Origin of the sequence: Kribbella sp. NPDC051586 (genome assembly GCF_044453965.1) — a bacterium.
GTDB lineage: Bacteria > Actinomycetota > Actinomycetes > Propionibacteriales > Kribbellaceae > Kribbella.
Genome location: NZ_JBITDF010000004.1, coordinates 1102721 through 1125445, shown reverse-complemented (window position 1 = coordinate 1125445; position 22725 = coordinate 1102721). Strand labels below are relative to the sequence as shown.

Here is a 22725-nt window from a genome sequence, read left to right as displayed (position 1 = left end):
CCCAGGCTCAACTTACCCGGGCGGGTGACGCCGACCAGGTGTTGCAACTGGCCGGGTTGCGACTCGCGAAAGCCGCCCGGCTCCAGGCCCCGTGGTTGGTCGTGCTGCCGTGGTCCCGCGGGTACGGCGGCCGGTCGCCGCTGCCGTTCACGTCGTACAGCCACATCTGGTACGCGTACCCGGTGATGTGGTAGCTGCTCCGGTTGGCGCCGAGGAACACGTTGCCCAGACACGAGGCCTGTAGCTCGAGCCGTCGGCTCAGTTGCAACTGCCCGTCGCTTGACGCGTCGTACCGGAGTTTGTCGTAGGCCTGGCCAATGCCTGTCATCCATTGCACCGAGTGCCCGTACTCGTGCGCCATCGTGAAGCTGTCGGCCATCCTGCCGAAGGTCGGATTCTCCTTGTAGTACGAGACGGCGGAGGGTACTTCCATGTAGATGGTGTGGGTCGCCGAGCAGTAGAACGAACGCCCGGGTCCAGCGCTGCCGCACGGTGTGTCGACCGTGCCGCCCCAGAGAACCAGACCGGGTCGGTCGAACCTACCCCCAGCCGCCGCGACCTGTTTCGGCCAGGCCCGGTCGAGGCACGCCTTGATCGACTTGAAGTACGCCAGAGCCTGCGCGCCGTTGCCCGGACCGGTCTTGGCCTGCTTGCAGTTCACCGTTCGCATCGCCCCGGTCTTGTAGAGGCGGTGCGTCGCGTTGTACGTCGCCGGGTTGACTGTCCGCGCCGGCTTCGTTGGCGTGGTAGTTGTCGTCTTCTTGGTGGGCACAGCACGCGTCGGCCGGGGGGCCGTGGTCCTGGTGGTCGGCGGTGCGGCCGCGGTAGGTATGTGGCCGTTGCTGTGCTTCAGCTTGATCACCGTGAAGACGCCGCCGGTCGCGACCGCGGCGATCAGGGCAACGATCAGGACTGCCGTGCCGCCGGACTTCTTCTTGCGCGGCGGCTGCGGAGGCATCGGCCCCCACCCGAACTGCGGCCCGGGCGGTGGCGGCGGTGCGTAGTACTGCTGGGGCGGGGGAGGAGCGGCGTACCGCTGCTGCGGTGGTGGGCCGAATTGCCCGGGCGGCGGTCCCCATTGGTTGCCTGACACCCCGCAGACGCTATCGTGCCCGGTGTCAACCTCCCCTCTTTCTACGGTGTGATTGGGCGATGCGTCTACGTCTCCTCGGGCTCTCGCTGTGTGCCCTCGGCCTGCTCGGCCTGTCGACTGTCCCGGCGGGCGCGGCCGCAACCAGCGCTGCCGCCGACCCGGTGGTGACCAACTACGACAGTCAGGTCCGGGTCGAACGTGACGGCCTGCTCCGGGTCGCGGAGACCTGGAAGCTCAGCAACGTGAACGGGACCTTCACCCGGTTCATCGTCACGCGGGACCACCTGCCCGACGACATCGACCACGTCCAGGAGATCGGTGACCTGCAGGTCAAGGCCGGCGGCCAGGACAAGAAGGCCGAGGTGAAGACCGACGGCGATGTCACGTCGATCGCCGTCCCGGACGTCAGCAGCGGTACGACGGAGCTCGACTTCTCGTACACGGTCAAGGGCGCGGTGGCCACGGTCCTGGACGGCACCGAGGTGCGGTTCGCGCCGCTGACCGGGATCAGCATCCCGATCCAGCAGGCGAACGTGGTCTACAGCGTCCCTGAGGTTTCGCACGTGTCCTGCTTCGCGGGCCCGATCGACAGCAACATCCCGTGCACCTTGGCGCAGATCGGCGAGACGTCCGGCCCGACCTTCCAGCAGGCGAACCTGCCGCCGGGCAACACGGTCCGGATGGCGGTCGGCTTCCCGAAGGGCCAGATCGCGGCCAACTCGATCGTCGAGTACCGCCACACCTTCAAGCGCGCGTTCTCCACCGACGCCGCGCAGCTGATCACCGCGCTGGCCGTGCTGTTGCTCGGTGCGATCGCCCTGTTCGCCCTGTACCGCCTGCGTGGCCGTGACCAGGTCGACCCGCGCCGCGTCGTACCGGCGTCGCTGTTCAGCCTCGGCACGGACGCGCGGATCAACTTCTCGCCGCCGTCCGACCTGCGGCCCGGCGAGGTGGGCACGCTGATCGACGAGCGGATCGACCCGGTCGACGTGACCGCGACGATCATCGACCTGGCCGTCCGCGGGCACATCACGATCATCGAGCAGGACCACAGCACGGAGTACGCGCGCCCCGACTGGGAGCTGCGCCGCGTCTCGAACGCACCGTCCGAGGAGCTGCAGCGCTACGAGAACGTGCTCATCCGCGCGATCTTCGGCGACGCCGACTCGGTGCTGGTCTCCGAGCTGGGCCGTCAGGTCCGGGCGAATCTCGAGCAGGTTCAGGACGCTCTGTACGACGGTGTGGTCAAGCGCGGCTGGTTCAGCGAGCGCCCGGACCGGACTCGGTCGCTGTGGGCAACTATCGGCATTGCCACCACTGTGATCGGTGTCGTGGCCACCGTCCTGCTGGCGCTGCTGTCGACCTGGGGTCTGCTCGGTGTCGCGATCACCCTGGTCGGTGTTGGCCTGCTCGTCGTCGGTCGCTACATGCCGGCCAAGGCTCCGGCCGCGGGCCGCGTCCTCGGTCAGGTCGCCGCGATCCGCGGTGAGCTGCTGGAGATGGACGTCAGCGAGCTGCCGACCGACCAGCACGCCGAGCTCTGCTCGCGCGCTCTGCCGTACGCCGTCGTACTGGGCGGCTCGGAGCGCTGGATCGACGCCCTGGTCGCGACCGACTCGACGCCGGACGAAGAGGACGAGGGCTTCACCTGGTACCGCGGTCCGCGCGGCTGGCACCTGCAGTACCTGCCGGACTCGCTCCGCAACCTCACCACGAACCTGACGGGCGCACTGTTCGCCCGCTAGCCGTTCAAGGAACAGAGCCCGCCACGCCGCCCCGGCGTGGCGGGCTCTGTCGTTTCTTGGGGCCGTCTACCAGTTGTGCTGCGGACCAGAAGTCGGCGGAAGCGCCAGGCCTTCCGGGTGGATGACGTAGACCAGCCCACCCGAGTGCGGCACCCAGGCGTTCTCGAACGCTGCCCGGTCGTACGTCGTACGCACCTGGTCGTCACTCGCGATCAGATGCGAGGCCGGGTCGTTCACCACCACGTTGCCGGCGGCATCGAAGCCGACGATCACCATCAGGTGCCCGTTGGTCCCGTACCCCGCACCGGGCAGGTCACCCTTCTTGAACGACAGCGAGGCAACCAGCGGGATACCTGCCTTGATGAACTGCTCCGCCTCGGTCAGCGACCGCAGCCGGGTGATGAACCCGTCCACGCCACGACTTCCGGCGTACGCCGTGTTGAACGGCCAGTTGCCCGCGCCGTCGTAGGAGTAGTCGAAGACGGACCGGGCCGAGTTGTCCACCTGTGGATCCGGATCGGACGGATCGACCCACGCCGTCTCGGCCGCGGTCGGACCGGCGCCCCAGTAGTCGAGCACCATCGCGGTCGACGTCGCCGAGCACCAGGCCTCGCCACCGCCGTCCCACTGCGGGTAGTGACCGATGTGCGTCTCCTGCGAGTACGTCGGTACGTCGAGCACCATGCCCTCCGCGCCGCCGAGGGGGCTCGCGGCAACCTTCTTGTCGGACGGCAGCCGGGAGGCCATCGCCCCGACGGACCGGACCACCGGCGTCTGCGTAGTACCACTGAGCCGGTACAGCGTGACCTTCAGCTGCCAGCGATCCAGCCAGTGACCGGTGGCTGCCTGGAAGGTGTCGACGGCAACAGATCCGTTCGCATCACCCTGGCTCGGCACCGACGTCCGGTGGATGTCACCGGCCGCGGTGTCGTCGCCGCTGTTCCAGCGACCCATCACGTACCACTTGGTCGTGGCGCCGGTGTCGGTGACGCCGGCCATCGAGACTTCGATCCAGGTCCCGGGCGGGGTGGTCGCGTTCCAGGACGCGACCAGCTCGGTCAGCCCGAACCCGGTGCTGACGTGGGGCGAGATCCAGCTGGTCTGGTCGTAGGTCTTGGCGGTGCCGTCGCCGAACGGATCGACGTACGACGTGGTACCGGTCGACGTGCCGAAGGTGAGGGCGCCGTCGGTGACGTCGGTGCCGAACCGGTCGCCGGACAGGAAGTCGGTGGTCGACGTCCAGGTGCGATAGGCGATCTCCCGGTCCGGGGCGACCTTGACGGCTTCGCTCGGCAGAGTGCCGGCGCTGAGCACAACCGCCCCGACGATCAGGGCGGTGACGGAACGGGCGCTGGTCATGGGGCCTCCCGGCCTGGACTGAGGAGCGGAGGGAGCGCAGCGACCGGAGCGACGAGGGAAGGCCGGGAGTCACAGCCCCATGACCCGCCGCGCCGGAGGCGTGGCATCAGCACAGTCATATTCCGACGTTAGACCCGACGGCAGTCGTTGTCATCGCGAACGCGCGCCGCGGCAAAATACTTACGAACGCTTGTCCCATTCGTCGTGCAGCATCGCGAAGACGAGTTCGTCGGTCCACTCGCCCTTGAGGTACTCGTTCTGCACGAAATGCGCCTCCTGGCGCAGGCCGAGGCGCTTGAGCAGATTGGCCGAGCCGTCGTTGCGGGCGTCGAGCCGGGCGATGATCCGATGCATGCCGAGCTCGTCGAATCCGATGCGGAGCAGCTCGACCGCGGCCTCGCTGGCGTACCCGTGGCCGTGCGACTCCGGGTGGAAGACGTACCCGAGCTCCCCGGTGCGCTGCTCGACGCTGTTCATGAACAGCACGACCTCGCCGAGGTGCCGGCCGGTGTCGCGGAGGACGACCGCGGCGGTGAGCGCTTGACCGTCGCGGTCCATCGGCACGTCGGCCATCCGGCCGGCGAGCGCCTCCCTGACCTGCTCGGGCGTCCGTGCGTCGTACAGCAGGTAACGGGTGACGTCCGGGTTGGACTGCATCTTCAGCAGGTCGTCGTAGTCGGTCTCGACATAGCGGCGCAGTGTCAGGCGGTCGGTCTCGATCGGCAGCATGGAGCTCACCGATCGAGACTATGCGACCTCCGCAACCGGTTTAGCCGTTGGCGAGTGCCTGCAACCGGGACATGTCGCCGTTGAAGCGGTCCTGGTCGATCGGCGTCGAGCTGTACTGCCAAATGGTGTGGAACGGCCACGCGCCGGGCAGCGTCCCCGGCGAGGACGCGTACTTCGCCACCCACAGCGGGTTGGTGGAGTTGAAGGCGGTGCTGTTGCCGGTGCAGCGGGTCCACCAGTCCAGGTTGGTGTAGATCGGCACGTCCCGGCCGGTGCGCGCCTTGTAGGTGTTGGCGAAGTCGCGGATCCAGCTGACCATGGAGGCCGCGCTCAGCCCGTAGCAGGTGGCGCCGTACGGGTTGTACTCGATGTCGAGCGCGCCCGGCAGCGTCTTGCCGTCCCTGGACCAGCCACCGCCGTGGGCCAGGAAGTACGTCGCCTGGTTCGCGCCGCTGGAGTCGTTCGGAGTGGCGAAGTGGTAGGCGCCGCGGATCATCCCGACGTTGTAGGACCCGTTGTACTGCTGGGCGAAGTACGGGTTCGTGTAGTAGTTGCCTTCGGTCGCCTTCGTGTAGGCGAACCGCCTGCCGGCGTTCCACTGCGCGGCCCAGTCGACGTTGCCCTGGTGGCTGGACACGTCGATGCCCTCGACGGTCGCGTCCGGCGCCATCACGGCCGGAGCGGCGGTGGTCATGGTGGTGTTCTGCACCCAGCCCATGTAGGCGTCGCCGGCTTTCTCGATGCCGTGCTGACGGGCCTGGGCGGTCGGCTGGTGGGACGAGGTGCTGCCATCGGTGTCGATGGTGCTTGCTTGGGCGGAGCCGATCGAGGCCAGGAACAGGCCAAGAGTCACGGCGGCACCCGTGAAAAGGGCGGACTTCACGGTTTCCTCCAGAGCGATGAGGGGCGGACAGAGCGCTCGGAACTCATTCTTACCCGACTCCGGAAAGAATCAACCTTTGAAGCTGTGGTGCAGGTGATTATTTACCTACGTCACCTCCCGTTACCCTTGACCGGTGACACTTCGTTTGTACGACACCGCGACGGCAGCAGTGCGAGATTTCGAGCCGGTCCACCCGGGCAAGGTCGGGATCTACCACTGTGGGCTGACGGTGCAGGGTGCCCCGCACATCGGGCACATCTACAAGGAAGTGGTCTTCGACGTACTGCGGCGCTGGCTGGAGCGCTCCGGCTACGAGGTCACCGTGATCGCCAACGTCACCGACATCGAGGACAAGATCCTGGCCAAGTCGGCCGACCGCGGCGTCCCGTGGTGGGCGCACGCCTACGAGTTCGAGCGCGAGCTGCACTGGGCGTACGACGTGCTCGGCTGCCGCCAGCCGACGTACGAACCGCGCGCGACCGGGCACATCCCCGAGATGCTCGAGCTGATCGAGCAGCTGATCGAGCGCGGTCATGCCTACGTCGCCCCGGACGGATCCGGTGACGTCTACTTCGACGTGAAGTCCTGGCCGTCGTACGGCGCCCTGTCGCACCAGAAGATCGACGACATGGAAGCCGCCGAGGACGCCGACCCGCGCGGCAAGCGGGACCCGCGCGACTTCGCGCTCTGGAAGGGCTGGACCGAGGCCACGCCGCGGACCGCCTCCTGGCCGGCGTCGTGGGGCCGCGGCCGGCCCGGCTGGCACATCGAGTGCTCGGCGATGGCAGGCAAGTACCTCGGCGAGGAGTTCGACATCCACGGCGGCGGGCTCGACCTGCGCTTCCCCCACCACGAGAACGAGCTGGCCCAGTCGACCGCGGTGGGGCAGAAGTTCGCCCGGTTCTGGATGCACAACGCGCTCGTCACCACGGCCGGCGAGAAGATGTCGAAGTCGATGGGCAACGGCGCCGTCGTGCGCAACGTGGTCGAGCGGGTCCGCCCGATCGAGCTGCGCTACTACCTGGTGCAGTCGCACTACCGGTCGGTGGTGGAGTTCTCCTTCGAGGCGCTCGACGAGGCCGCGAAGAGCTTCCAGCGGATCGACGGTTTCGTCACCCGGGCCGTCGAGGTGACCGGCGGGGTCGAGCCGGCCGCCGAGCTGCCGGCGGACTTCGTCACCGCGATGGACGACGACCTGGGTACGCCGGCCGCGGTCGCCGTACTGCACAACACGGTCCGGGACGGCAACAAGCTCGTCGCCGACGGGGACTCGGTCGCGCTGCGCGACGCGCTCGCGTCGGTGCGCGGGATGCTCGCGGTGCTCGGGCTGGACCCACTGTCCGAGCCGTGGGTATCGCGGACCGGCGGCAGCGACGAGCTCACCGAGGTCGTGGACGGGCTGGTGAAGGCTCTGCTCGAGCAACGCCAGTCCGCCCGGGAACGCAAGGACTTTGCCGCCGCGGACGCCGTCCGCGACCGGCTGAAGGCGCTCGGCGTCGTCGTCGAGGACACCCCCCAAGGACCGCGATGGTCCCTTGGGGGTGACTGACGGCGTGCAACCGTCAGTCACCCCCATGCATCTACAGACGAAGGAAGCTGAAGTGCCAGGCAGTAGTCAGCGCAAGGGAGCCATCCGGAAGAAGCCGAAGGGCAACCCGACGGCCGGATCCGGCGGGCGGGTTCGCCGCGGTCTCGAGGGCAGGGGCCCGACGCCGAAGGCGGTGGACCGGGTCAAGCACCCCGCGCACAAGCGGGCGAAGGCGGCCGAGCGGGCCAAGGACCGGGAGCGCAGCCCCCGTCGCCAGGCGCGCAAGGACGGCGACTCCACCGTCGAGTGGGTGTACGGACGCAATCCGGTGGTCGAGGCGCTGCGAGCCGGCGTACCGGCCGCGGCGCTGCACGTTGCCGAGGGCACCGAGCGGGACGCCCGGCTGCGCGAGGCGCTGCTGGTCGCGGTCGAGACCGGTGTCTCGGTGCTCGAGGTGCCGCGGACGGAGCTGGACCGGGTCACCGCGGGTGGTTCGCACCAGGGCGTCGCGCTGCAGATCCCGCCGTACGAATATGCGCACCCGGACGACTTGGTGACCCGGGCGCACGACTTGGGCGAGGTGCCGCTGATCGTCGCGCTGGACGGGGTGACCGACCCGCGCAACCTCGGCGCGATCACCCGCTCGGCGGCTGCGTTCGGCGCACACGGCGTCGTCGTACCCGAGCGTCGTACGGCGTCGATGTCCGCGTCGGCCTGGAAGACGTCCGCCGGCGCCGCGGCCCGCATCCCGGTCGCCCGCGCGGGCAACCTCAACCGGGCGCTGAAGTCGTACAAGGACGCCGGCCTGCTGGTCATCGGCCTCGACATGGACGGCGCCATCGAGCTCCCGGAGTTCGAGGCCGCCACCGAGCCCGTCGTCCTGGTCATCGGCTCCGAAGGCAAGGGCCTGGCCCGCCTGGTCCGCGAGAACTGCGACCTCATCGTCTCGATCCCGATGACCAGCGCGACCGAGTCCCTGAACGCCGGCATCGCCGCCGGCGTGACCCTCTACGAAATCTCCCGCCGCCGCGCGAGCTGAACATGAGTGTGGGGCCGGGAGAGCTTCCCGGCCCCACAGTCATGTCTGGATCAGTAGACGCTCACGCCGTAGCGGGAGAGCGCCTCGGTGACGGGCTGGAAGTAGGTGGTGCCGCCGGAGGAGCAGTTGCCGGAGCCACCGGAGGTGAGACCGAGGGCTACCGAGCCGGCGAACAGCGCGCCGCCGGAGTCGCCGCCTTCGGCGCAGACGTTGGTGCGGATCAGGCCGGTGACGGTGCCCTCGGCGTAGTTCACCGTGGCGTTCACTGCCTGGACCGTGCCGCTGTGCACACCGGTGGTGCTACCGCTGCGCTTGACCGCCTGGCCGACAGACGCGTTGCCGGCGGACGTGATGTCCTGCGAGGAGCCGTTGTACAGATCCACCGTGCCGGGGTGGTTCGTGTACGAGGTGCTGTACTTGACGATCGCGTAGTCGTTACCCGGGAAGCTCGACCCGTACGTCGTACCGAGCAGGGTCGTCTTGCTCGAGTTCGAGTACCAGCTGGATGCGATGTTGCCGCAGTGACCCGCGGTCAGGAAGTAGTACGTGCTGCCACTGCGCACGTTGAAGCCGAGCGAGCAGCGGTACTGCCCGCCGTAGATGGCGTCGCCGCCGGCGATGTACTTCGTCAGCTTGCCGGACATCTTCTCCAGCGTGACCCGGTTGCCGAACTGCTTGGTCACACCGGTCAGCTGTGACAGCTTCGCGCCGGTGACCGTGTCGTCGTAGGACACGATGATCCGGCCGTTCGGGTCGGTCTGCCACGCCGTACCCGGGATCGTCGCGTCCTTGCTCAACGTGGACGTGATCGCGGATGCGGACAGGGTGGCGGGATTGACCGGCGCGGCCGAGGCCTGCGACGCCAGAAGTCCGGCGGCAGCAAGCCCGGCCGCGGCCAGGAGAGCGGTGGTACGGCGGAACGGGGACATGTTCACGGTTTCAGCCTCCTCACGATGAGGACGCCTTCGGGGCGGGGCGTCCTTGACTTCAACCGTGTCCAGTCCTACCCCGTATCTCCCTGAGTATTCAAGAGGTTCCGGAGAGTAGGGGAAACCCGCACTCAGTAGCCCGCACTCAGTAGATCGAGACGCCGTACACGTTGAGGGCCTCCACCACCGGCTGGAAGTAGGTCACTCCACCCGTCTTGCAGTCGCCGGAACCACCGGAGGTCAGGCCGAAGGCCCACTGCCGGTAGAACAGCGGACCGCCGGAGTCGCCCGGCTCGGCGCACACGCTGGTGCGGATCAGGCCGGCCACGCGTCCGTCGCCGTAGTTCACGGTCGCGTTCAAGCCGGTAACTCGGCCGCTGTGCAGGCCACTGGTCGCGCCGGAGCGGTACACCAACTGATTGAGGCCCGGGTTCATCGCGGTGGTGATGTCCTGCGAGTGCCCGTTGTACAGGTACACGCTGCCGCCCGGGGGCTTCATCTTGATGTCGGTGCGGTAGACGACCAGGGAGTAGTCGTTCCACGGGTAGCTGGCGTTGACCACAGCGCCGGTGTACACAGCGTGGTTCTGGTCCTGGTACCAGCGGGCCGCCGCGACCCCACAGTGACCGGCAGTGAGGAAGTAGTACTTACCGCGCCGCTGGACGTTGAAGCCGACGGTGCACTTGTACTCACCGCCGAACGTCGCCATGCCGCCGCTGATGTACTTCTGCAGCTTGCCGGGCAGCTTCTCCATCGTGATGTTCGAGGCGAGCTGCTTGGTCAGGCCGGTCAGCTTGGTCAGCTTCGTGCCGGTGACGGTGGAGTCGTACGAGACCACGACGGTGCCGTCCGGCTTGGTCATCCACGCCGTACCGGGAGTGTTGATCTGGTCGTTCAGCGTTTCGGTGATCGCTTTGGCGGAAAGTCGGGGTGGCTTCACCGGGTCCGCCTTGGCCGGTACGGCGGCGGCCAGGGCGAGCGCGGCGGCCGCTACCACGGCCGCAGTTCGTCGCAGAGTTTTCATAGTCATCAGCCTTCCGGGGCGTACGGCTCTGATGCGCAAGATGGCAGCAAGAGGACGAGCCCCAACCTTAGAGGTGCATGGGTGCGCCCAGTGGTTCAGTCCAGGCGCAGGGAGTGCAGGACGAACGAGGCCAGTTCGCGGTACGCCTCGGCATCGTTCAGGCCGGTCCGGCGGGCGATGTCGCCGCGCTGGATGGCCTGCATCGTGTGCGCGATCATCTCGGCCGCGAACGCGATGTCGACCTGCCGGAAGGTCTTGTGGTTGATGCCGTCCTCGATCAGCTGCCGGACCCGCTCGGCGGCGATCCGGGTGTTCCGCTCGTACACCGACCGGGCCGGCGCGAACGTCGCCACGTCGTCGAGGAATGTCCGGCTGGCCGGCCGCAGCGCGTCCGCGACCGCGTTCAGGTACGCCGCGATCCGCCGGTCGTGCCGGGTCTGGCGGGCGACCGCGGACTCCACCTGGGCGGTGGCGTTCTTGAAGTAGTGCTTGACCACCTCGACGGCGAGCTGTTCCTTGCTCGGCGCCAGCGCGTAGAGGGTCGTCTTGCTGCAGCGCAGCTCGGCGGCCAGGTCATCCAGGGTGAAACGGCTGAACCCCTGCTCGAGGAACAGGGACAGGAGCCGGTCGAGGAGCTCGGACTGACGGCGGGTCCGCCGCCCCGGAACGACTGTTGTCATATTGAGACAGCATAGAACGATACGGGATTATGTGCGCCAGTATCGTCAGTAGTATCATTTCGTCAGCTGTTGAGAGGGGGTTCTGATGGCTGTCGACCGACTTCTGCCCACTGACGAATCCATTGACCTGCTCGCCCTCGTCCGCGACCTGTGCGAGCACGAGCTCGCCCCGCACGCCGCGCAGGCGGAGGAGAGCGAGACCTTCCCGAGGGATGCGTTCCGCACCCTGGGCAAGGCCGGCCTGCTCGGCCTGCCCTACCCGGAGCAGTACGGCGGTGCCGAGCAGCCGTACGAGGTGTACCTGCAGATGCTCGAGGAGATCGCGTCCGCCTGGATGTCGGTCGGCGTCGGCGTCTCCGTGCACACGATGACCAGCTACGGCCTCGCGACGTTCGGATCCGACGAGCAGAGGGCCCGGCTGCTGCCGGACATGATCGGCGGCGAGTTCCTCGGTGCCTACGCGCTGTCCGAGCCGCAGGCCGGCTCCGACATCAGCTCGCTGACCACCAGGGCCGTCCGGGACGGCGACTTCTACGTCCTCAACGGCACGAAGGCGTGGATCAGCCACGGGTCGCACGCCGACTTCTACACCACCTTCGCCCGGACCTCGGAGGACCCGAAGCACGGCATCTCGGCGTTCCACGTGCCCGCCTCGGTCGAGGGGCTGAGCTTCGGCGCGCCCGAGCGGAAGATGGGCCTGACCGGGTCGACCACGACGCTGGTCAACTACGACAACGTGCGGATCCCGGCCGCCAACCTGATCGGCGCCGAGGGCGACGGCATGCGGATCGCGTTGTCCGCGCTCGACTCCGGCCGGCTGGGGATCGCCGCGTGCGCGATCGGCCTGGCGCAGGCGGCGCTCGATGTCGCGGCGTCCTACGCGAAACAGAGGCAGCAGTTCGGGCAGGCGATCGCGGACTTCCAGGGGATGCAGTTCCTGCTCGCCGACATGGCGGCCGCGGTCGAGTCCGGCCGGGCGACGTACCTGCACGCCGCGCGGCGACGTGATCTCGGCCGGACGTTCACCCGCGAGGCGGCGATCGCCAAGCTGATCTGCACGGACGCGGCGATGAAGGTCACCACCGACGCCGTCCAGGTCCTCGGTGGGTACGGTTACACCCGGGAGTTCCCGGCCGAGCGGTACATGCGCGAGGCCAAGGTGACCCAGATCTTCGAAGGCACCAACCAGATCCAGCGACTGGTCATCAGCCGCGAAGTCCTCAGGAGCGTGTAAATGAAGTTGAGCCCGTCCGACGTCGCGCTGGTCACCGGTGGTGGTTCCGGGCTCGGAGAGGCGACGGTGCGACGGCTTGCCGCCGACGGACTGGGTGTCGTGATCGTCGACCTGGCGTCGTCCGCGGGCAAGGCGGTCGCGGACGAGCTGGGCGACCGGGTGGTGTTCGCGCCGACCGACGTCACCGACGAAGCCGGCGTCACGGCCGCGCTCGACACGGCCGGATCGCTCGGCACCCTGCGGGTGGTCGTGAACTGCGCCGGTATCGCCACGCCCGGCCGGGTCGTCGGCCGTAAGGGTTCGTTGCCGCTGGCAACATTCCGGCAGGTGATCGAGGTGAACCTGATCGGCACGTTCAACGTGCTCCGGCTGGCCGCCGAGCGGATGAGCTCCTCGGAGCCCGGCGACGACGGCGATCGCGGCGTCGTGGTGATGACCGCGTCGATCGCGGCGTACGACGGTCAGGTCGGCCAGGCGGCGTACGCGTCGAGCAAGGGCGGCATCGTCGCGCTCACGCTGACGGCCGCGCGAGACCTTGCGGACAAGGGGATCCGGGTCGTCACGATCGCGCCGGGCACGATGGAGACGCCGATGCTGGCCGGTCTTCCCGAGGAGACGCGGACGGTGCTCGAGCAGCAGGTCCCGCACCCGTCGCGCCTCGGCAGGCCGTCGGAGTACGCCGCCCTGGTGCGCCACATCCTCGACAACCAACTGCTGAACGGCGAGGTCATCCGCCTCGACGGCGCCCTCCGGATGCCGCCGCGCTGACGCGCGTGCCCGCGATCCTGCTGCGCGCGGGCTCGCCGTTCGCGCAACTGTGGTTCCGCATCCGCAGACCAACGACGTCCGGCGCGAAGGCCCTGCTGCGCCAGGCGGACGGCCGCTTCCTGGTCGTCCGCCACTCGTACGCCGACACCCGCCGCTGGGCACTTCCGGGCGGCGGTTACAAACCCGCCCGCGAAACCCCGGCCGAGGCAGCCGCCCGCGAGATCCACGAGGAACTCGGTCTCCGTGTGTCAGCTGACGCCTTCACCGAGCTCGACACGACTGTCACCACGTTGGAAGGCAAACACGACACACTGACGATCCTCACCGCATTCGCATCCTCTGACGCGCTGAGCCTGTCCCCGGAGATCGCCGAGGCCCGCTGGGTGACGAGTCTCGAGGAGTTGGGTGATGCCCCGCTCTCCCAGTAGCTGCTCAGAGCGCTGGATCGAACCGCGGCTGGTTGAGGATCGTCACCACTCGGCGAAGGAGCCGTCATCGTGGCGGAGGATGGGGGACCGCCAGCGGTGCGGTTGCGCGGCGGCCGCGCGGACGACGTCCTCGTTGACCTCGATCCCCAGTCCGGGCCCGGTCGGGCGCTCCACATACCCGTCGGTGAAGGCGAAGACGGCCGGATCCACCAGGTAGTCGAGCAGCTTGTTGCCGCCGCCGTACTCGATGCCGAGGCTCTGCTCCTGGATCAGGAAGTTGGGGGTGGAGAAGTCGATCTGCAGGCTCGCCGCCAGCGTGATCGGACCGAGCGGGCAGTGCGGTGCGACGCTCACGTCGTACGCCTCGGCCATGGCGGCGATCCGCCGCACCTCCGAGATGCCGCCGGCATGCGAGATGTCCGGCTGCGCGACCGCGATCCCGGTCGTCAGCACGTCCCGGAAGTCCCAGCGGGAGAACAGCCGCTCGCCGGTCGCGATCGGGATGCTGGTGGACTCGACCACCCGGCGCAGGTCGCGGGCGAACTCCGGGAGCACCGGCTCCTCGATGAACATCGGCAGCAACGGCTCGAGCAACGGCAGGATCTGGCGCGTGGCCGCCGTACTGAACCGGCCGTGGAAATCGAGGGCGATGTCGACACCGTCACCCAGAGCGTCGCGCAGCGCCTCGACTCGGCTCACCGCGGCGCGGAGTTGCGCGGCCGACGGAATCGGCGGAAGTGCCTCGGAGAGATTGAGCTTGAGCGCGGTGAATCCCTTGGCCACCCTGGCGTGTGCCTCGTCGACGAGCTGGGCGTTGTCGCGGCCGTGCACCCACGTGTACATCCGAACCTTGTCCCGCACCGGACCACCGAGCAACTCGTGCACCGGCACCTCGTGGAACCGCCCCTTGATGTCCCACAACGCCTGGTCGATGCCGGCCAAGGCGCTCGAGAGCACCGGCCCGCCGCGGTAGAAGCCGCCCTTGGCCATGACCTGCCAGTGCTCCTCGATCCGCAAGGGATCGGTGCCGATGAGCTGCTCCATCAGTGCTGTGACGGCGCCTTGGACCGCCTCGGCCCGTCCCTCGACGATCGGTTCGCCCCAGCCGCTGAGGCCTTCATCGGTGTCGACGCGCAGGAACTGCCAGCGCGGCGCCACCAGAAACGTCTCGTACCCGACGATCTTCAAACTGCCTCATTTCGGACCTGGGACTGTCGGTCCCGGCTGATTGGGTAGTTGGCATGTCCCGGTTCCGGCTGTACCCGACCGCAAGGCAGCGAGTTGCTTTGCTGGAGCAGTGCGGGCATGCCCGGTACGCGTGGAATCTGGCGCTTGAGCAGTGGTCGATGTGGACCCGCGACAAGGGCCCGACGCCGGGCTTTGCTGAGCAGTGCCGGCAACTGACTCAGGCACGCGCTGCGTTTGGCTGGCTGTGGGCTGGGTCGCAGACCGTGCAGCAACAAGCGCTCCGAGATTTCGACCAGGCCGTCAAGAACTTCTACGCCGGTACTCACGGGCGGCCGACCTGGCGCAGAGCCGGGCGACACGAGGGAGTGCGGATCGTCGGTCCCCAAGCGTCCCGGATCGTCAAGCTCAACCGCAAGTGGTCCGCGGTCAAGGTGCCGAAGGTCGGCTGGGTCCAGTTCCGGCAGTCCCGGGTCGTCCCGAACGCCAAGTCGTACCGCATCACCCGCGACCGCGCGGGCCGTTGGCACATCGCCTTCGCTGTCATCCCAGAGCCGATCCCCGCACCGGGCACGGGGGAGATCGTCGGCGTGGACCGCGGCGTCGTCGTCTCGGCAGCCTTGTCCACCGGCGAGCTCCTGACCTGCCCCGGCCTGTCGGATCGCGAGCAGGTACGGCTCCAGCAGCTGCAGCGTCGCCTGGCCCGGTGCCATCGCGAGTCCAAACGTGGCCTGCAGGTGAAGGCCGCAATAGCCAAGCTGTACGGGCGCGCCGCCGACCGGCGCAAGGACTGGGTGGAGAAGACAAGCACCGACCTGGCGCGGAAGTTCGACGTCGTCCGTGTGGAAGATCTGCGGATCGCCACGATGACCAAGCACCCCAGGCCAAAACTCGACCCTGAAAGACCCGGGAGGTACCTGCCCAACGGTCGCCGTGCCAAGGCCGGACTCAACCGCGCCATCTTGGCCAACGGCTGGGGTGACCTGGTACGTCGTCTGGAGCACAAGGCGCCGGGACGAGTCGATAAAATCAACCCCGCTTACACGTCGCAGACCTGTAGTATCTGCGGGCATTGCGCGCCGGAGAACCGCGAGAACCAAGCGGTCTTCCGGTGCGTCGCCTGTGGACATCAGGCGCACGCGGACGTGAACGCGGCAGTCAACATCGCGGCCGGACGGGCCGTCAGCGCACGCCGAGAGACGCCTGTACCGGTCTCGCTGACGCGTGAACCTCAACTCGCTACCTCCGCGTAGTTGTTGGAATCCCTGTCCGTAAGGGTGGGGAGGACGTCAAACTGCCTCATTCGGTCGAAGGTCCGTGCCGGCCAGGAGCGCGGCGACGAGCTGATCGGTCTGCCGGAGCACCAGGGCGGACGCGCCGGACGCGCCGGCTCGCACGCCGAGATCGAGTTGTGCGGCGACCACCTCGGCGTCGCGGGTCAGCGCCATCGCGGAGCGCCGCAGCGTGGCGCGGATCGGCTCCAGAATGAGATCGCCGGTCCGGGCGAGCTCGCCGCCGATGATGATCAGGCCGGGGTTGAGCAGGTTGCAGATGTTCGCGAGCACCCGGCCGGTCACCTCGCCCGCCGCGCGCAACGCGCGCACGGTGTCCGGGTCGCCGGCCTGCGCCGACGCGAGCAGTTGGTCGATGTCGTCCAGGTGCAGCGTGTCGAGCACGGCGTTCAATGACGCGTACTGCACCAGGCAGCCGCGGTTCCCGCACGGGCACTGCGCGCCGGCCGGGTCCGCCGAGATGTGACCGGCCTCGCCGCCACCGCCGCGCGAGCCGCCGTGATGAAGGTTGCCGCCCACAAGCATTCCGGCGCCGATCCCCGTCGACAACCCGAGGAACAGCACGTCCCGCGCACCGCGCCCGGCGCCCCAGGTGAACTCGGCAACCGCCTCGAGTCGCGTGTTGTTGTCCACCAGCAGCGGCACGTCGAGATGCCGCCCGAACTCGGCCGACACGTTCACTCCCGCCCACGCCTGCCCCGGCAACGACGGGCCGACCACTCCGGTCTGCAGGTCGAGCGGACCCGGTACGCCGACGGCGACGCCGAGCAATGCGCTGCGATCGACCCCGGTCTGCGCGAGCAAGGTGTCGAGCAGACCGACGCCGGCCGTGAGCCGCTCCTGCCAAGGCGTGTCCCGGTCCATGCTGACGCCGTCGCTGGCGAGCGTCCGTCCGGCCAGATCGGTGACGTGGCACCAGACGCGCTCGAGCGTGAAGTCGAGACCGGCAGCAGCACCGGCCGCCGGATTGGCCCGCAGGAACCCGCGGGCGCGGCCGTCCACCTCGGAGGCGTCGATGCCGGCCCGGGCCACCTGGTCGCCGACCGCCTCGATCACGACGCCACCGGTGATCAGGTCGGCCACGATCGTGGACACCGTCGTGCGCGACACCCCGCAGATCCGCGCCAGCTCGGCCCGGTGCAGCGCCCCGTGCTCCATCAGGGCGGCCAGCATCCGTTCCGAGTTGGTACGCCGCAGCGCACGCAGTGATCCGGTGTCCTTCGCAGCCACGAGGACGAGTATCGACGGAACCACGGGCAGCCGTCAACAAAACTGACAGAGTGCGTTCATACTCTTGACACAAACCCGGAAGTGCTCGAACAATTTCGCCCACAGTCCGGGAATCGACCCGGGCCCGGCGACGTGGATCAACGACATGGACGCTGTGGAGAACGAGAGCGCACCGCTGCTGGTGGTCACTGGCGGACTGGGGCGGGTGGCGATGGTTGTGCTGCCCTGGCTGCGCAAGCACTACCGGCTGCGCCTGGTAGATCGAGCACCCGCCGACGGTGTCGTCCAGACCGACATCGGCGATCCCGAGGCGGCGTACCGGGCGCTCGAGGGAGCGGAAGCGGTCCTGCATCTGGCCGGGAACAGCAGCCCCTGGCAGACCTGGGACAGCGTGTACGCCGCCAACGTGCGGACCACCCAGAGCGTGCTCGAGGCGGCCGCGGCACACGCCGTACCCAAGCTGGTCCTCGCCAGCTCGCTGCATGTGATGGGCGAGTACAACCGCCCCGCCTACCGGCCGGTCGATCCGCGGCTGGATCCGCGGCCGTGCTGCCCGTACGGCCTCGGCAAGGTCGTGCTCGAAGCGCTCGGCCGGACGCACGCGGAGCGGACGGGTGCGTCCGTGACCTGTCTGCGGCTCGGTCTGACCGGCTGGCCATTGACCGAGCGGCGCTACCTCGGGCAGTGGCTGTCCGACGACGACGCCGGCCGGCTGGTGCTCGCGGCGCTGCAGGCCAAGGAGCGGTACGGCGTGCATTTCGGGGTGTCGGCGAACACCCGTGACCACTGGGACATCGCCTCGGCCCGGCACGAGCTCGGCTACCGGCCCGAGGACGACAGCGAAGCGTTCGCAGACCGGGCCGGACCCTCCTCCGGCCCGGTCTGCCGGCTCTTCGAAACCGAGACTTCAGATTGAGAGGCTGGCCATGACCACAACGAACTCAGGGCTCTCCCGCCGGCGGTTCCTGGCGCTCGGCGGCGTGGCTGCCGGCGGCGCGCTGACGGTGGGCTGCTCGCCCGCGTCCTCCACGAACACCCCGGTCGCGACCGGCACCGGATCGACGGCCAAGGGCGCCGTCACCGTGATGTCCCAGTCGGGGGAGTTCGGGCCGAAGGAGGCCAAAGCAGCTTCGCAGGCGCTCGGCCTGACCGTGAAGACGGTCGAGTACGACCTGACCAAGCTGACCGCGATGCTTGCCAGCGGCAACCCACCGGACGTGGTCCGGGGCATGGGCGCGACGGACACGGCGTACCTCGCCGCCCGGGAGGTCGCCGAGGACCTCGATCCGTACTTCGCCAAGAGCACGCTGATCAAGGCCGACGACATCGACCCGGTGAACGACCTGTGGCGGTTCGACGGGCAGAAGCAGGGCGCCGGCCCGCGGTACGGGTTCGCGAAGGACTACTCGCAGGACGCCATGCTCTGGTACAACTCCGCCCTCTTCGACGCCGCGAAGGTGGCGCATCCGAGCTCGGCCGAGCCGCTGTCGTTCGACGAGCTGCTCGACCTCGGCAAGCGGCTGACGAAACGGCAGGGCGCCAAGGTGAGCGCCTACGGCCTGAACGCGAACGGTCTGAGCGTCTTCATCACGCTCTGCGGGATGACTGCCTCCGCGGGCGGCAAGGTGCTCGCCGACGACCTCGCATCGGTCGATCTGAGCAGCCCGGAGGCGCTGCGCGCGATCACCTGGTACCTCGACTACGCGAAGGCCGGCATCGGCCCGACCGTGCTCAACCCGGATCCGAACGGTTGGGACGGCCCGACGTTCCAGGCCGGCCGGATGGCGATCGCGACCGACGGCTACTGGTTCGGCGGTGTGTTCAGCGCCGACGCGAAGAACGCCAAGCTGGCGCATCTGCTGCCGGCGCCGCAGTTCGGCACCGGTGCGCGGATCAGTCCGTGCTACGGCGCCACCGGGCTCTGGATGCCGAAGGCCGGCAAGAACAAGGACGCGGCCTGGGCGGTGATGGAGTGGTTCCTGGCCGGCGACCCGGCCAAGGCGCGGGCGAAGGGCGGCTGGGGGATCCCGCCGCTCAAGTCGCTGCAGAAGCTGATGCCGCAGACCCAGCCGTTCCAGAAGGAGGCGTACGAGGTACAGCTGGCCGAGCAGAAGTACTTCTCGGTGATGACGTTCACGCCGTACCTGCGGCTGGACGCGATCGACGGCATCATCGGCCGCGAGTTGCCCAAGGCAATCAAAGGTACGACGACCGCCGCGCAGTTCGCGGACACCGTGATGAGCCAGGTCAACACGCAGCTGGCCGACGGAAAGAAGCGGCTGCGATGAGCTCGGTCCTGACCGAGGTACGCCGCCCGGCCGCGCCGGCTGCCGTGGACCGCCGGAAGAAGCCGCCCGGCCTGCGGAAGGCGCGGACGTTCTACCTGTTCGTCGCCCCGTGGATCATCGGATTCGTCGCGTTGACGGTATTCCCGCTCGGGTACGCGTTCTGGCTCAGCCTGACCGACTCCGACGGGCTGTCACCGCGGACCCATTTCGTCGGCTTCGAGAACTATGTGGCGATCTTCCACGACCCCCTGACGCTGAGTTCGCTGGGCAAGACCGGGCTGTTCGCGCTCGTCACGGTGCCGCTGTCCATCTTCGCCGGGCTGCTGCTCGCGGTGATGCTGAACCAGCCGATCAAGGGCCGTGGACTGCTTCGCGGGCTCATCTATCTGCCGGCCGTGGTCCCGCCGGTGGGCGCGGCGCTGACGTTCCGGTTGATCTTCGACCGGGACGCCGGCGCGGCGAACGGCGTACTGAGCGGCCTCGGGGCGAATCCGATCACCTGGCTGGTCGATCCGAACGTGCGCTACGTGCTGTACGCGCTGGTGTTGTGGGGCTGTGGCGGATCGATGATCATCTCGCTGGCCGGCCTGCAGGACATTCCGCGTGAGCTGCTCGAAGCAGCTCAGGTCGACGGGGCGTCGTACTGGCAGTCGTTCACGCGGATCACGGTGCCGTTGCTGTCGCCGGTCATCCTGTTCCAGGTGATCACCGGGGTGATCGGGTCGCTGCAGTCGTTCGCGCCGTTGCTGTTGTCGTCCGGGTCGCTGAGCGGCGCGGGGACGGTGCCCCAGGGCAACTACCTCTACATGATCCACGTGTTCGCGCAGTACTTCAGCGCATCCCGCTTCGGCTATGCGTCGGCGATGTTGTGGATGCTGTTCGCGGTCATCCTGCTGGTCACGTTGCTGATCATCAAGGTGAGCGCCCGGACCGTCTTCTACACCGTCGAGCCGGAGGGCAAGAAATGACCCGGACCTACCGGTGGGCGCTCTACATCGTGCTGCTGGCCGTCGTCCTGTTGATGCTCAGTCCGATCCTGTGGCTGGTGTCGACGTCGCTGAAGTCACCGGCCGAGATGGCGTCGTTCCCGCCTTCGTGGTGGCCATCGGCACCGCGGTTCGCCAACTACACCGACGCGATCAGCCAGGTGAACTTCGTCGGCGCGACGCAGAACTCGCTGACGATCGCGTTCATCAGCACCACCTTGACCACCTTGAGCTCGGCCTGGGTCGGATTCGGGTTCGCGCGGCTGACCGCGCCTGGGAAGAAGCAGCTGTTCGTCGTGCTGCTCGCGACGATGATGCTGCCGGGGATCGTGACGCTGGTTCCGACGTACCTGATCTTCGCGAAGCTGCACATGGTCAACACGTACTGGCCGTGGGTGGCGTGGGGGCTCGGCGGGAGCGCGTTCCTGATCTTCTTGTTCCGTCAGTTCTTCGCCGGCATCCCGCGGGAGATGGAGGAGGCCGCGATCATCGACGGCTGCGGGTACGTCGGGATCTTCTGGCGGATCTTCCTGCCGCAGTCGTGGCCGGTGATCGCGGCGAGTGTGATCCTCTCGTTCACCCACGCCTGGGGCGACTTCGTCGGACCCGCGATGTTCCTCAGCCAGGACAGCACGACGCTCGCCGTCGCGATGGCCACCGGCTACGTCAACGACAAGGGCCTCCCGATGAACAACCTGGTCGCGGCCGGCGCCGTCATGTACGTCCTGCCGGTCCTGGTCCTCTTCCTGTTCATGCAACGCCGCTTCGTCAGCGGCTTCTCCACGTCCGGCTTCAAATAGCGAGGAAGTCACCGCGGCAGGGAGGGGATCGGCTTGACCGAGTCGAAGAGGTCGGCGCCTTGGATTTGCTGATGGGGGCCCGACCGGATGAGGTCGAGGCCCGGCCAGTTGTCGATGGAGCAGACGGTGTACCGGACGTGGACCGGCCACGACTGGTTGTCGGCGCGGAGGTGGATGACGTACTCGCGGGCCTCGTCCTGGCAGCTGGCTGGTTGGGGGGCCGGACGTGGCGTGGAGGCGTTGAGGAGTTGGTCGGCCAGCGCCAGTGCCTTGTCGGACGGGACGTCCGAGCCGGCGATCAGCGAACCGTTCCAGTACTCGCAGATCGAGGCTGCGGTGATCTGGGCCGTCGGCTTGCCGGTCGGTCCGTCGGCGGGCTGCCGGGCGGTGCAGCCGTAGTAGTCCGTGCCGGTGATGGGTCGGGCCGAGTCGAGGATCGTTCGGCGGAGCGAGTCGTCCTTCGTCAGCACGCTGAGCTTCACGCCGCCGACCATGCGCGTCTCCTCGGTCCAGCCACCGTCGTACCGCTTGATGCCTGGCGCCTGGACGTCGTTGAACCACAGGTATGGCTGCCGCCGAGCCAGCGGGAGTACGGCCGTGTTGCAGGTGTAGACCTTGCTGGCCGGCCAGCCGTTCAGTCGCCCGATGGTGGGAACTGCCGAGTTGCCGAGGAAAGTGCATGGCGCCGGTCCGGACACGTACTGCGTCCAGCGTGCCGGGACTTGTACCTGGACTGTTCTGAAGGACTCCCATCGCCAACCGGGTTGCGGGTTCTGGGCGATCTGCGGATCGGTGCGCAGTTGCAGGTGGGTTGCGGTGATCGCGGTCGCGACGGCAGCCGCGGCGATGACGACTGCGCCGATCGTGCGGCCGGTACGGCGGCGGCGTAGGCGGGCGTGGACTCCCTCCAGGAGGCGGTCGTCCGATGGAGCGTCCGCCGCGTGCTTCGACAGGCTGTTGGCGATGAGTCGTTCGGAGCGGTCCATCAGTGCTTGACCTCCTCGGTAGTGATGGTGGTGCGCAGGCTCGCCAGCGCACGGTGGATCTGCGAGCGGACGGTGCTGGGCGAACAATCCAGGATCACAGCGATGTCCGCGTCCGGGAGATCCTCGTAGTACCGCAGTACGACGGCGGCTCGTTGTTTCGCGGGCAGCGTCGCGCAGAGCGCCCACACCGCGTCGTGTTCGGCCTGTGTGACGGCATGATCCGGCGCGGCGTCGGAGGTATCGACGTCCTCGGCCGGGGTTTCGCGGCGGAAGAAGCGGCGCCAGCGGGAGATGTCGGCGTTGACGATGGAGCGGCGTACGTAGGCCTCCGGATCCTGGACGCGACAGATCTTCGTCCAGCGCGAGTACGCGGCGATCAGTGCGTCCTGGACCGCCTCCTCCGCGCGATTGTGGTCGCGCGTGACCAGGTACGCGAACCGCAGCAGCGCGGCGCCGCGCTGGGTGACCCAGTCGTCGAAGTCTGGCGTCTCCATCCGGCACCTCCCACCCTGATCACGT

General features: G+C 68.3%; 22 protein-coding genes. 11 read left to right on the top strand and 11 right to left on the bottom strand.

All coding sequences use genetic code 11. The features are described 5' to 3' along the window. Positions 1-7: 7 nt before the first annotated feature. Positions 8-1093, bottom strand: a complete 1086-nt coding sequence (locus ACIA58_RS32245; protein WP_396407583.1) for a neutral zinc metallopeptidase — start codon at positions 1091-1093, stop codon at positions 8-10. A gap of 59 nt (positions 1094-1152) precedes the next feature. Here ACIA58_RS32245 and ACIA58_RS32240 point away from each other — a divergent pair, with 59 nt between their 5' ends. Next, positions 1153-2838, top strand: a complete 1686-nt coding sequence (locus tag ACIA58_RS32240) for a DUF2207 domain-containing protein (protein WP_396407582.1) — start codon at positions 1153-1155, stop codon at positions 2836-2838. A gap of 66 nt (positions 2839-2904) precedes the next feature. On the opposite strand, the gene ACIA58_RS32235 is transcribed toward ACIA58_RS32240, so the two are convergent. From ACIA58_RS32235 to ACIA58_RS32225, 3 genes are all read right to left on the bottom strand, one after another. Further along, positions 2905-4197 (bottom strand): peptidase C39 family protein, encoded by a 1293-nt coding sequence (locus ACIA58_RS32235; RefSeq protein ID WP_396407581.1) that lies wholly within the window; start codon positions 4195-4197, stop codon positions 2905-2907. Positions 4198-4377: 180 nt separating this feature from the next. After that, the gene (locus tag ACIA58_RS32230; protein ID WP_396407841.1) at positions 4378-4926 is read right to left on the bottom strand and encodes a GNAT family N-acetyltransferase; all 549 of its coding nucleotides are present in this window, start codon (positions 4924-4926) and stop codon (positions 4378-4380) included. A 40-nt stretch (positions 4927-4966) separates the two neighbouring features. Then, on the bottom strand, positions 4967-5809 hold the full coding sequence (locus tag ACIA58_RS32225) for a lysozyme (protein WP_396407580.1): 843 nt from the start codon (positions 5807-5809) through the stop codon (positions 4967-4969). Between the two features lie 133 nt (positions 5810-5942). On the opposite strand from ACIA58_RS32225, the gene cysS reads away from it, so the two are divergent. Next, complete coding sequence (gene cysS, locus ACIA58_RS32220; protein WP_396407579.1) at positions 5943-7358, top strand: cysteine--tRNA ligase; 1416 nt, start codon at positions 5943-5945, stop codon at positions 7356-7358. Between the two features lie 52 nt (positions 7359-7410). Continuing rightward, the gene (gene rlmB / locus ACIA58_RS32215; protein WP_396407578.1) at positions 7411-8376 is read left to right on the top strand and encodes a 23S rRNA (guanosine(2251)-2'-O)-methyltransferase RlmB; all 966 of its coding nucleotides are present in this window, start codon (positions 7411-7413) and stop codon (positions 8374-8376) included. 50 nt (positions 8377-8426) lie between these two features. Here rlmB and ACIA58_RS32210 read toward each other — a convergent pair whose 3' ends face one another. The 3 genes from ACIA58_RS32210 to ACIA58_RS32200 form a co-directional block, all read right to left on the bottom strand. Continuing rightward, the gene (locus tag ACIA58_RS32210) at positions 8427-9305 is read right to left on the bottom strand and encodes a S1 family peptidase (protein WP_396407840.1); all 879 of its coding nucleotides are present in this window, start codon (positions 9303-9305) and stop codon (positions 8427-8429) included. Positions 9306-9450: 145 nt separating this feature from the next. Then, complete coding sequence (locus ACIA58_RS32205) at positions 9451-10329, bottom strand: S1 family peptidase (RefSeq protein ID WP_396407577.1); 879 nt, start codon at positions 10327-10329, stop codon at positions 9451-9453. 95 nt (positions 10330-10424) lie between these two features. Continuing rightward, positions 10425-11009 carry a TetR/AcrR family transcriptional regulator gene (locus tag ACIA58_RS32200; RefSeq protein ID WP_131460575.1) on the bottom strand — a complete coding sequence of 195 codons (585 nt, stop codon included), beginning with the start codon at positions 11007-11009 and terminating at the stop codon, positions 10425-10427. Positions 11010-11094: 85 nt separating this feature from the next. On the opposite strand from ACIA58_RS32200, the gene ACIA58_RS32195 reads away from it, so the two are divergent. Genes ACIA58_RS32195 through ACIA58_RS32185 form a run of 3 tightly spaced genes read left to right on the top strand, consistent with a single transcriptional unit; the run spans position 11095 to position 13439 of the window. Next, a complete protein-coding gene (locus tag ACIA58_RS32195) occupies positions 11095-12243 on the top strand; it encodes an acyl-CoA dehydrogenase family protein (RefSeq protein ID WP_396407576.1) in 1149 nt (382 codons plus the stop codon). Next, positions 12244-13011 carry a 3-hydroxyacyl-CoA dehydrogenase gene (locus ACIA58_RS32190; protein ID WP_396407575.1) on the top strand — a complete coding sequence of 256 codons (768 nt, stop codon included), beginning with the start codon at positions 12244-12246 and terminating at the stop codon, positions 13009-13011. It begins immediately after the preceding gene. Between the two features lie 5 nt (positions 13012-13016). Next, positions 13017-13439 (top strand): NUDIX domain-containing protein, encoded by a 423-nt coding sequence (locus tag ACIA58_RS32185; RefSeq protein WP_396407574.1) that lies wholly within the window; start codon positions 13017-13019, stop codon positions 13437-13439. A gap of 42 nt (positions 13440-13481) precedes the next feature. On the opposite strand, the gene dgoD is transcribed toward ACIA58_RS32185, so the two are convergent. Further along, entirely contained in the window at positions 13482-14627 is a 1146-nt protein-coding gene (gene dgoD, locus ACIA58_RS32180; protein WP_396407573.1) for a galactonate dehydratase, read from the bottom strand. Between the two features lie 53 nt (positions 14628-14680). On the opposite strand from dgoD, the gene ACIA58_RS32175 reads away from it, so the two are divergent. Beyond that, entirely contained in the window at positions 14681-15877 is a 1197-nt protein-coding gene (locus ACIA58_RS32175; protein WP_396407572.1) for an RNA-guided endonuclease InsQ/TnpB family protein, read from the top strand. Positions 15878-15913: 36 nt separating this feature from the next. On the opposite strand, the gene ACIA58_RS32170 is transcribed toward ACIA58_RS32175, so the two are convergent. After that, positions 15914-17146 (bottom strand): ROK family protein, encoded by a 1233-nt coding sequence (locus tag ACIA58_RS32170; RefSeq protein WP_396407571.1) that lies wholly within the window; start codon positions 17144-17146, stop codon positions 15914-15916. Positions 17147-17291: 145 nt separating this feature from the next. On the opposite strand from ACIA58_RS32170, the gene ACIA58_RS32165 reads away from it, so the two are divergent. Genes ACIA58_RS32165 through ACIA58_RS32150 form a run of 4 tightly spaced genes read left to right on the top strand, consistent with a single transcriptional unit; the run spans position 17292 to position 21220 of the window. Continuing rightward, positions 17292-18062, top strand: a complete 771-nt coding sequence (locus tag ACIA58_RS32165; protein ID WP_396407570.1) for an NAD-dependent epimerase/dehydratase family protein — start codon at positions 17292-17294, stop codon at positions 18060-18062. 10 nt (positions 18063-18072) lie between these two features. Beyond that, a complete protein-coding gene (locus ACIA58_RS32160) occupies positions 18073-19434 on the top strand; it encodes an extracellular solute-binding protein (RefSeq protein WP_396407569.1) in 1362 nt (453 codons plus the stop codon). After that, complete coding sequence (locus tag ACIA58_RS32155) at positions 19431-20402, top strand: carbohydrate ABC transporter permease (protein ID WP_396407568.1); 972 nt, start codon at positions 19431-19433, stop codon at positions 20400-20402. The genes ACIA58_RS32160 and ACIA58_RS32155 overlap by 4 nt, the downstream gene beginning before the upstream one ends. Further along, positions 20399-21220 carry a carbohydrate ABC transporter permease gene (locus tag ACIA58_RS32150; RefSeq protein WP_396407567.1) on the top strand — a complete coding sequence of 274 codons (822 nt, stop codon included), beginning with the start codon at positions 20399-20401 and terminating at the stop codon, positions 21218-21220. Before ACIA58_RS32155 ends, ACIA58_RS32150 begins: the two co-directional genes overlap by 4 nt. Positions 21221-21228: 8 nt before the next feature. Here ACIA58_RS32150 and ACIA58_RS32145 read toward each other — a convergent pair whose 3' ends face one another. After that, positions 21229-22206, bottom strand: a complete 978-nt coding sequence (locus tag ACIA58_RS32145; RefSeq protein WP_396407566.1) for a hypothetical protein — start codon at positions 22204-22206, stop codon at positions 21229-21231. After that, positions 22206-22700: a SigE family RNA polymerase sigma factor gene (locus tag ACIA58_RS32140; protein ID WP_396407565.1), complete on the bottom strand. Its 495-nt coding sequence runs from the start codon at positions 22698-22700 to the stop codon at positions 22206-22208. The genes ACIA58_RS32145 and ACIA58_RS32140 overlap by 1 nt, the downstream gene beginning before the upstream one ends. Positions 22701-22725 lie beyond the last annotated feature (25 nt).

Excerpts from the sequence above, each read along its gene's own strand:
- ACIA58_RS32205 (WP_396407577.1), bottom strand. The coding sequence starts at position 10,329 with ATGAAAACTCTGCGACGAACTGCGGCCGTGGTAGCGGCCGCCGCGCTC.
- ACIA58_RS32240 (WP_396407582.1), top strand. The coding sequence starts at position 1,153 with ATGCGTCTACGTCTCCTCGGGCTCTCGCTGTGTGCCCTCGGCCTGCTC.
- ACIA58_RS32190 (WP_396407575.1), top strand. The coding sequence starts at position 12,244 with ATGAAGTTGAGCCCGTCCGACGTCGCGCTGGTCACCGGTGGTGGTTCC.
- ACIA58_RS32210 (WP_396407840.1), bottom strand. The coding sequence starts at position 9,305 with ATGTCCCCGTTCCGCCGTACCACCGCTCTCCTGGCCGCGGCCGGGCTT.
- ACIA58_RS32230 (WP_396407841.1), bottom strand. The coding sequence starts at position 4,926 with ATGCTGCCGATCGAGACCGACCGCCTGACACTGCGCCGCTATGTCGAG.
- ACIA58_RS32160 (WP_396407569.1), top strand. The coding sequence starts at position 18,073 with ATGACCACAACGAACTCAGGGCTCTCCCGCCGGCGGTTCCTGGCGCTC.
- ACIA58_RS32150 (WP_396407567.1), top strand. The coding sequence starts at position 20,399 with ATGACCCGGACCTACCGGTGGGCGCTCTACATCGTGCTGCTGGCCGTC.
- ACIA58_RS32155 (WP_396407568.1), top strand. The coding sequence starts at position 19,431 with ATGAGCTCGGTCCTGACCGAGGTACGCCGCCCGGCCGCGCCGGCTGCC.
- ACIA58_RS32195 (WP_396407576.1), top strand. The coding sequence starts at position 11,095 with ATGGCTGTCGACCGACTTCTGCCCACTGACGAATCCATTGACCTGCTC.
- ACIA58_RS32165 (WP_396407570.1), top strand. The coding sequence starts at position 17,292 with ATGGACGCTGTGGAGAACGAGAGCGCACCGCTGCTGGTGGTCACTGGC.
- ACIA58_RS32235 (WP_396407581.1), bottom strand. The coding sequence starts at position 4,197 with ATGACCAGCGCCCGTTCCGTCACCGCCCTGATCGTCGGGGCGGTTGTG.
- ACIA58_RS32140 (WP_396407565.1), bottom strand. The coding sequence starts at position 22,700 with ATGGAGACGCCAGACTTCGACGACTGGGTCACCCAGCGCGGCGCCGCG.
- ACIA58_RS32200 (WP_131460575.1), bottom strand. The coding sequence starts at position 11,009 with ATGACAACAGTCGTTCCGGGGCGGCGGACCCGCCGTCAGTCCGAGCTC.
- ACIA58_RS32145 (WP_396407566.1), bottom strand. The coding sequence starts at position 22,206 with ATGGACCGCTCCGAACGACTCATCGCCAACAGCCTGTCGAAGCACGCG.
- ACIA58_RS32175 (WP_396407572.1), top strand. The coding sequence starts at position 14,681 with ATGTCCCGGTTCCGGCTGTACCCGACCGCAAGGCAGCGAGTTGCTTTG.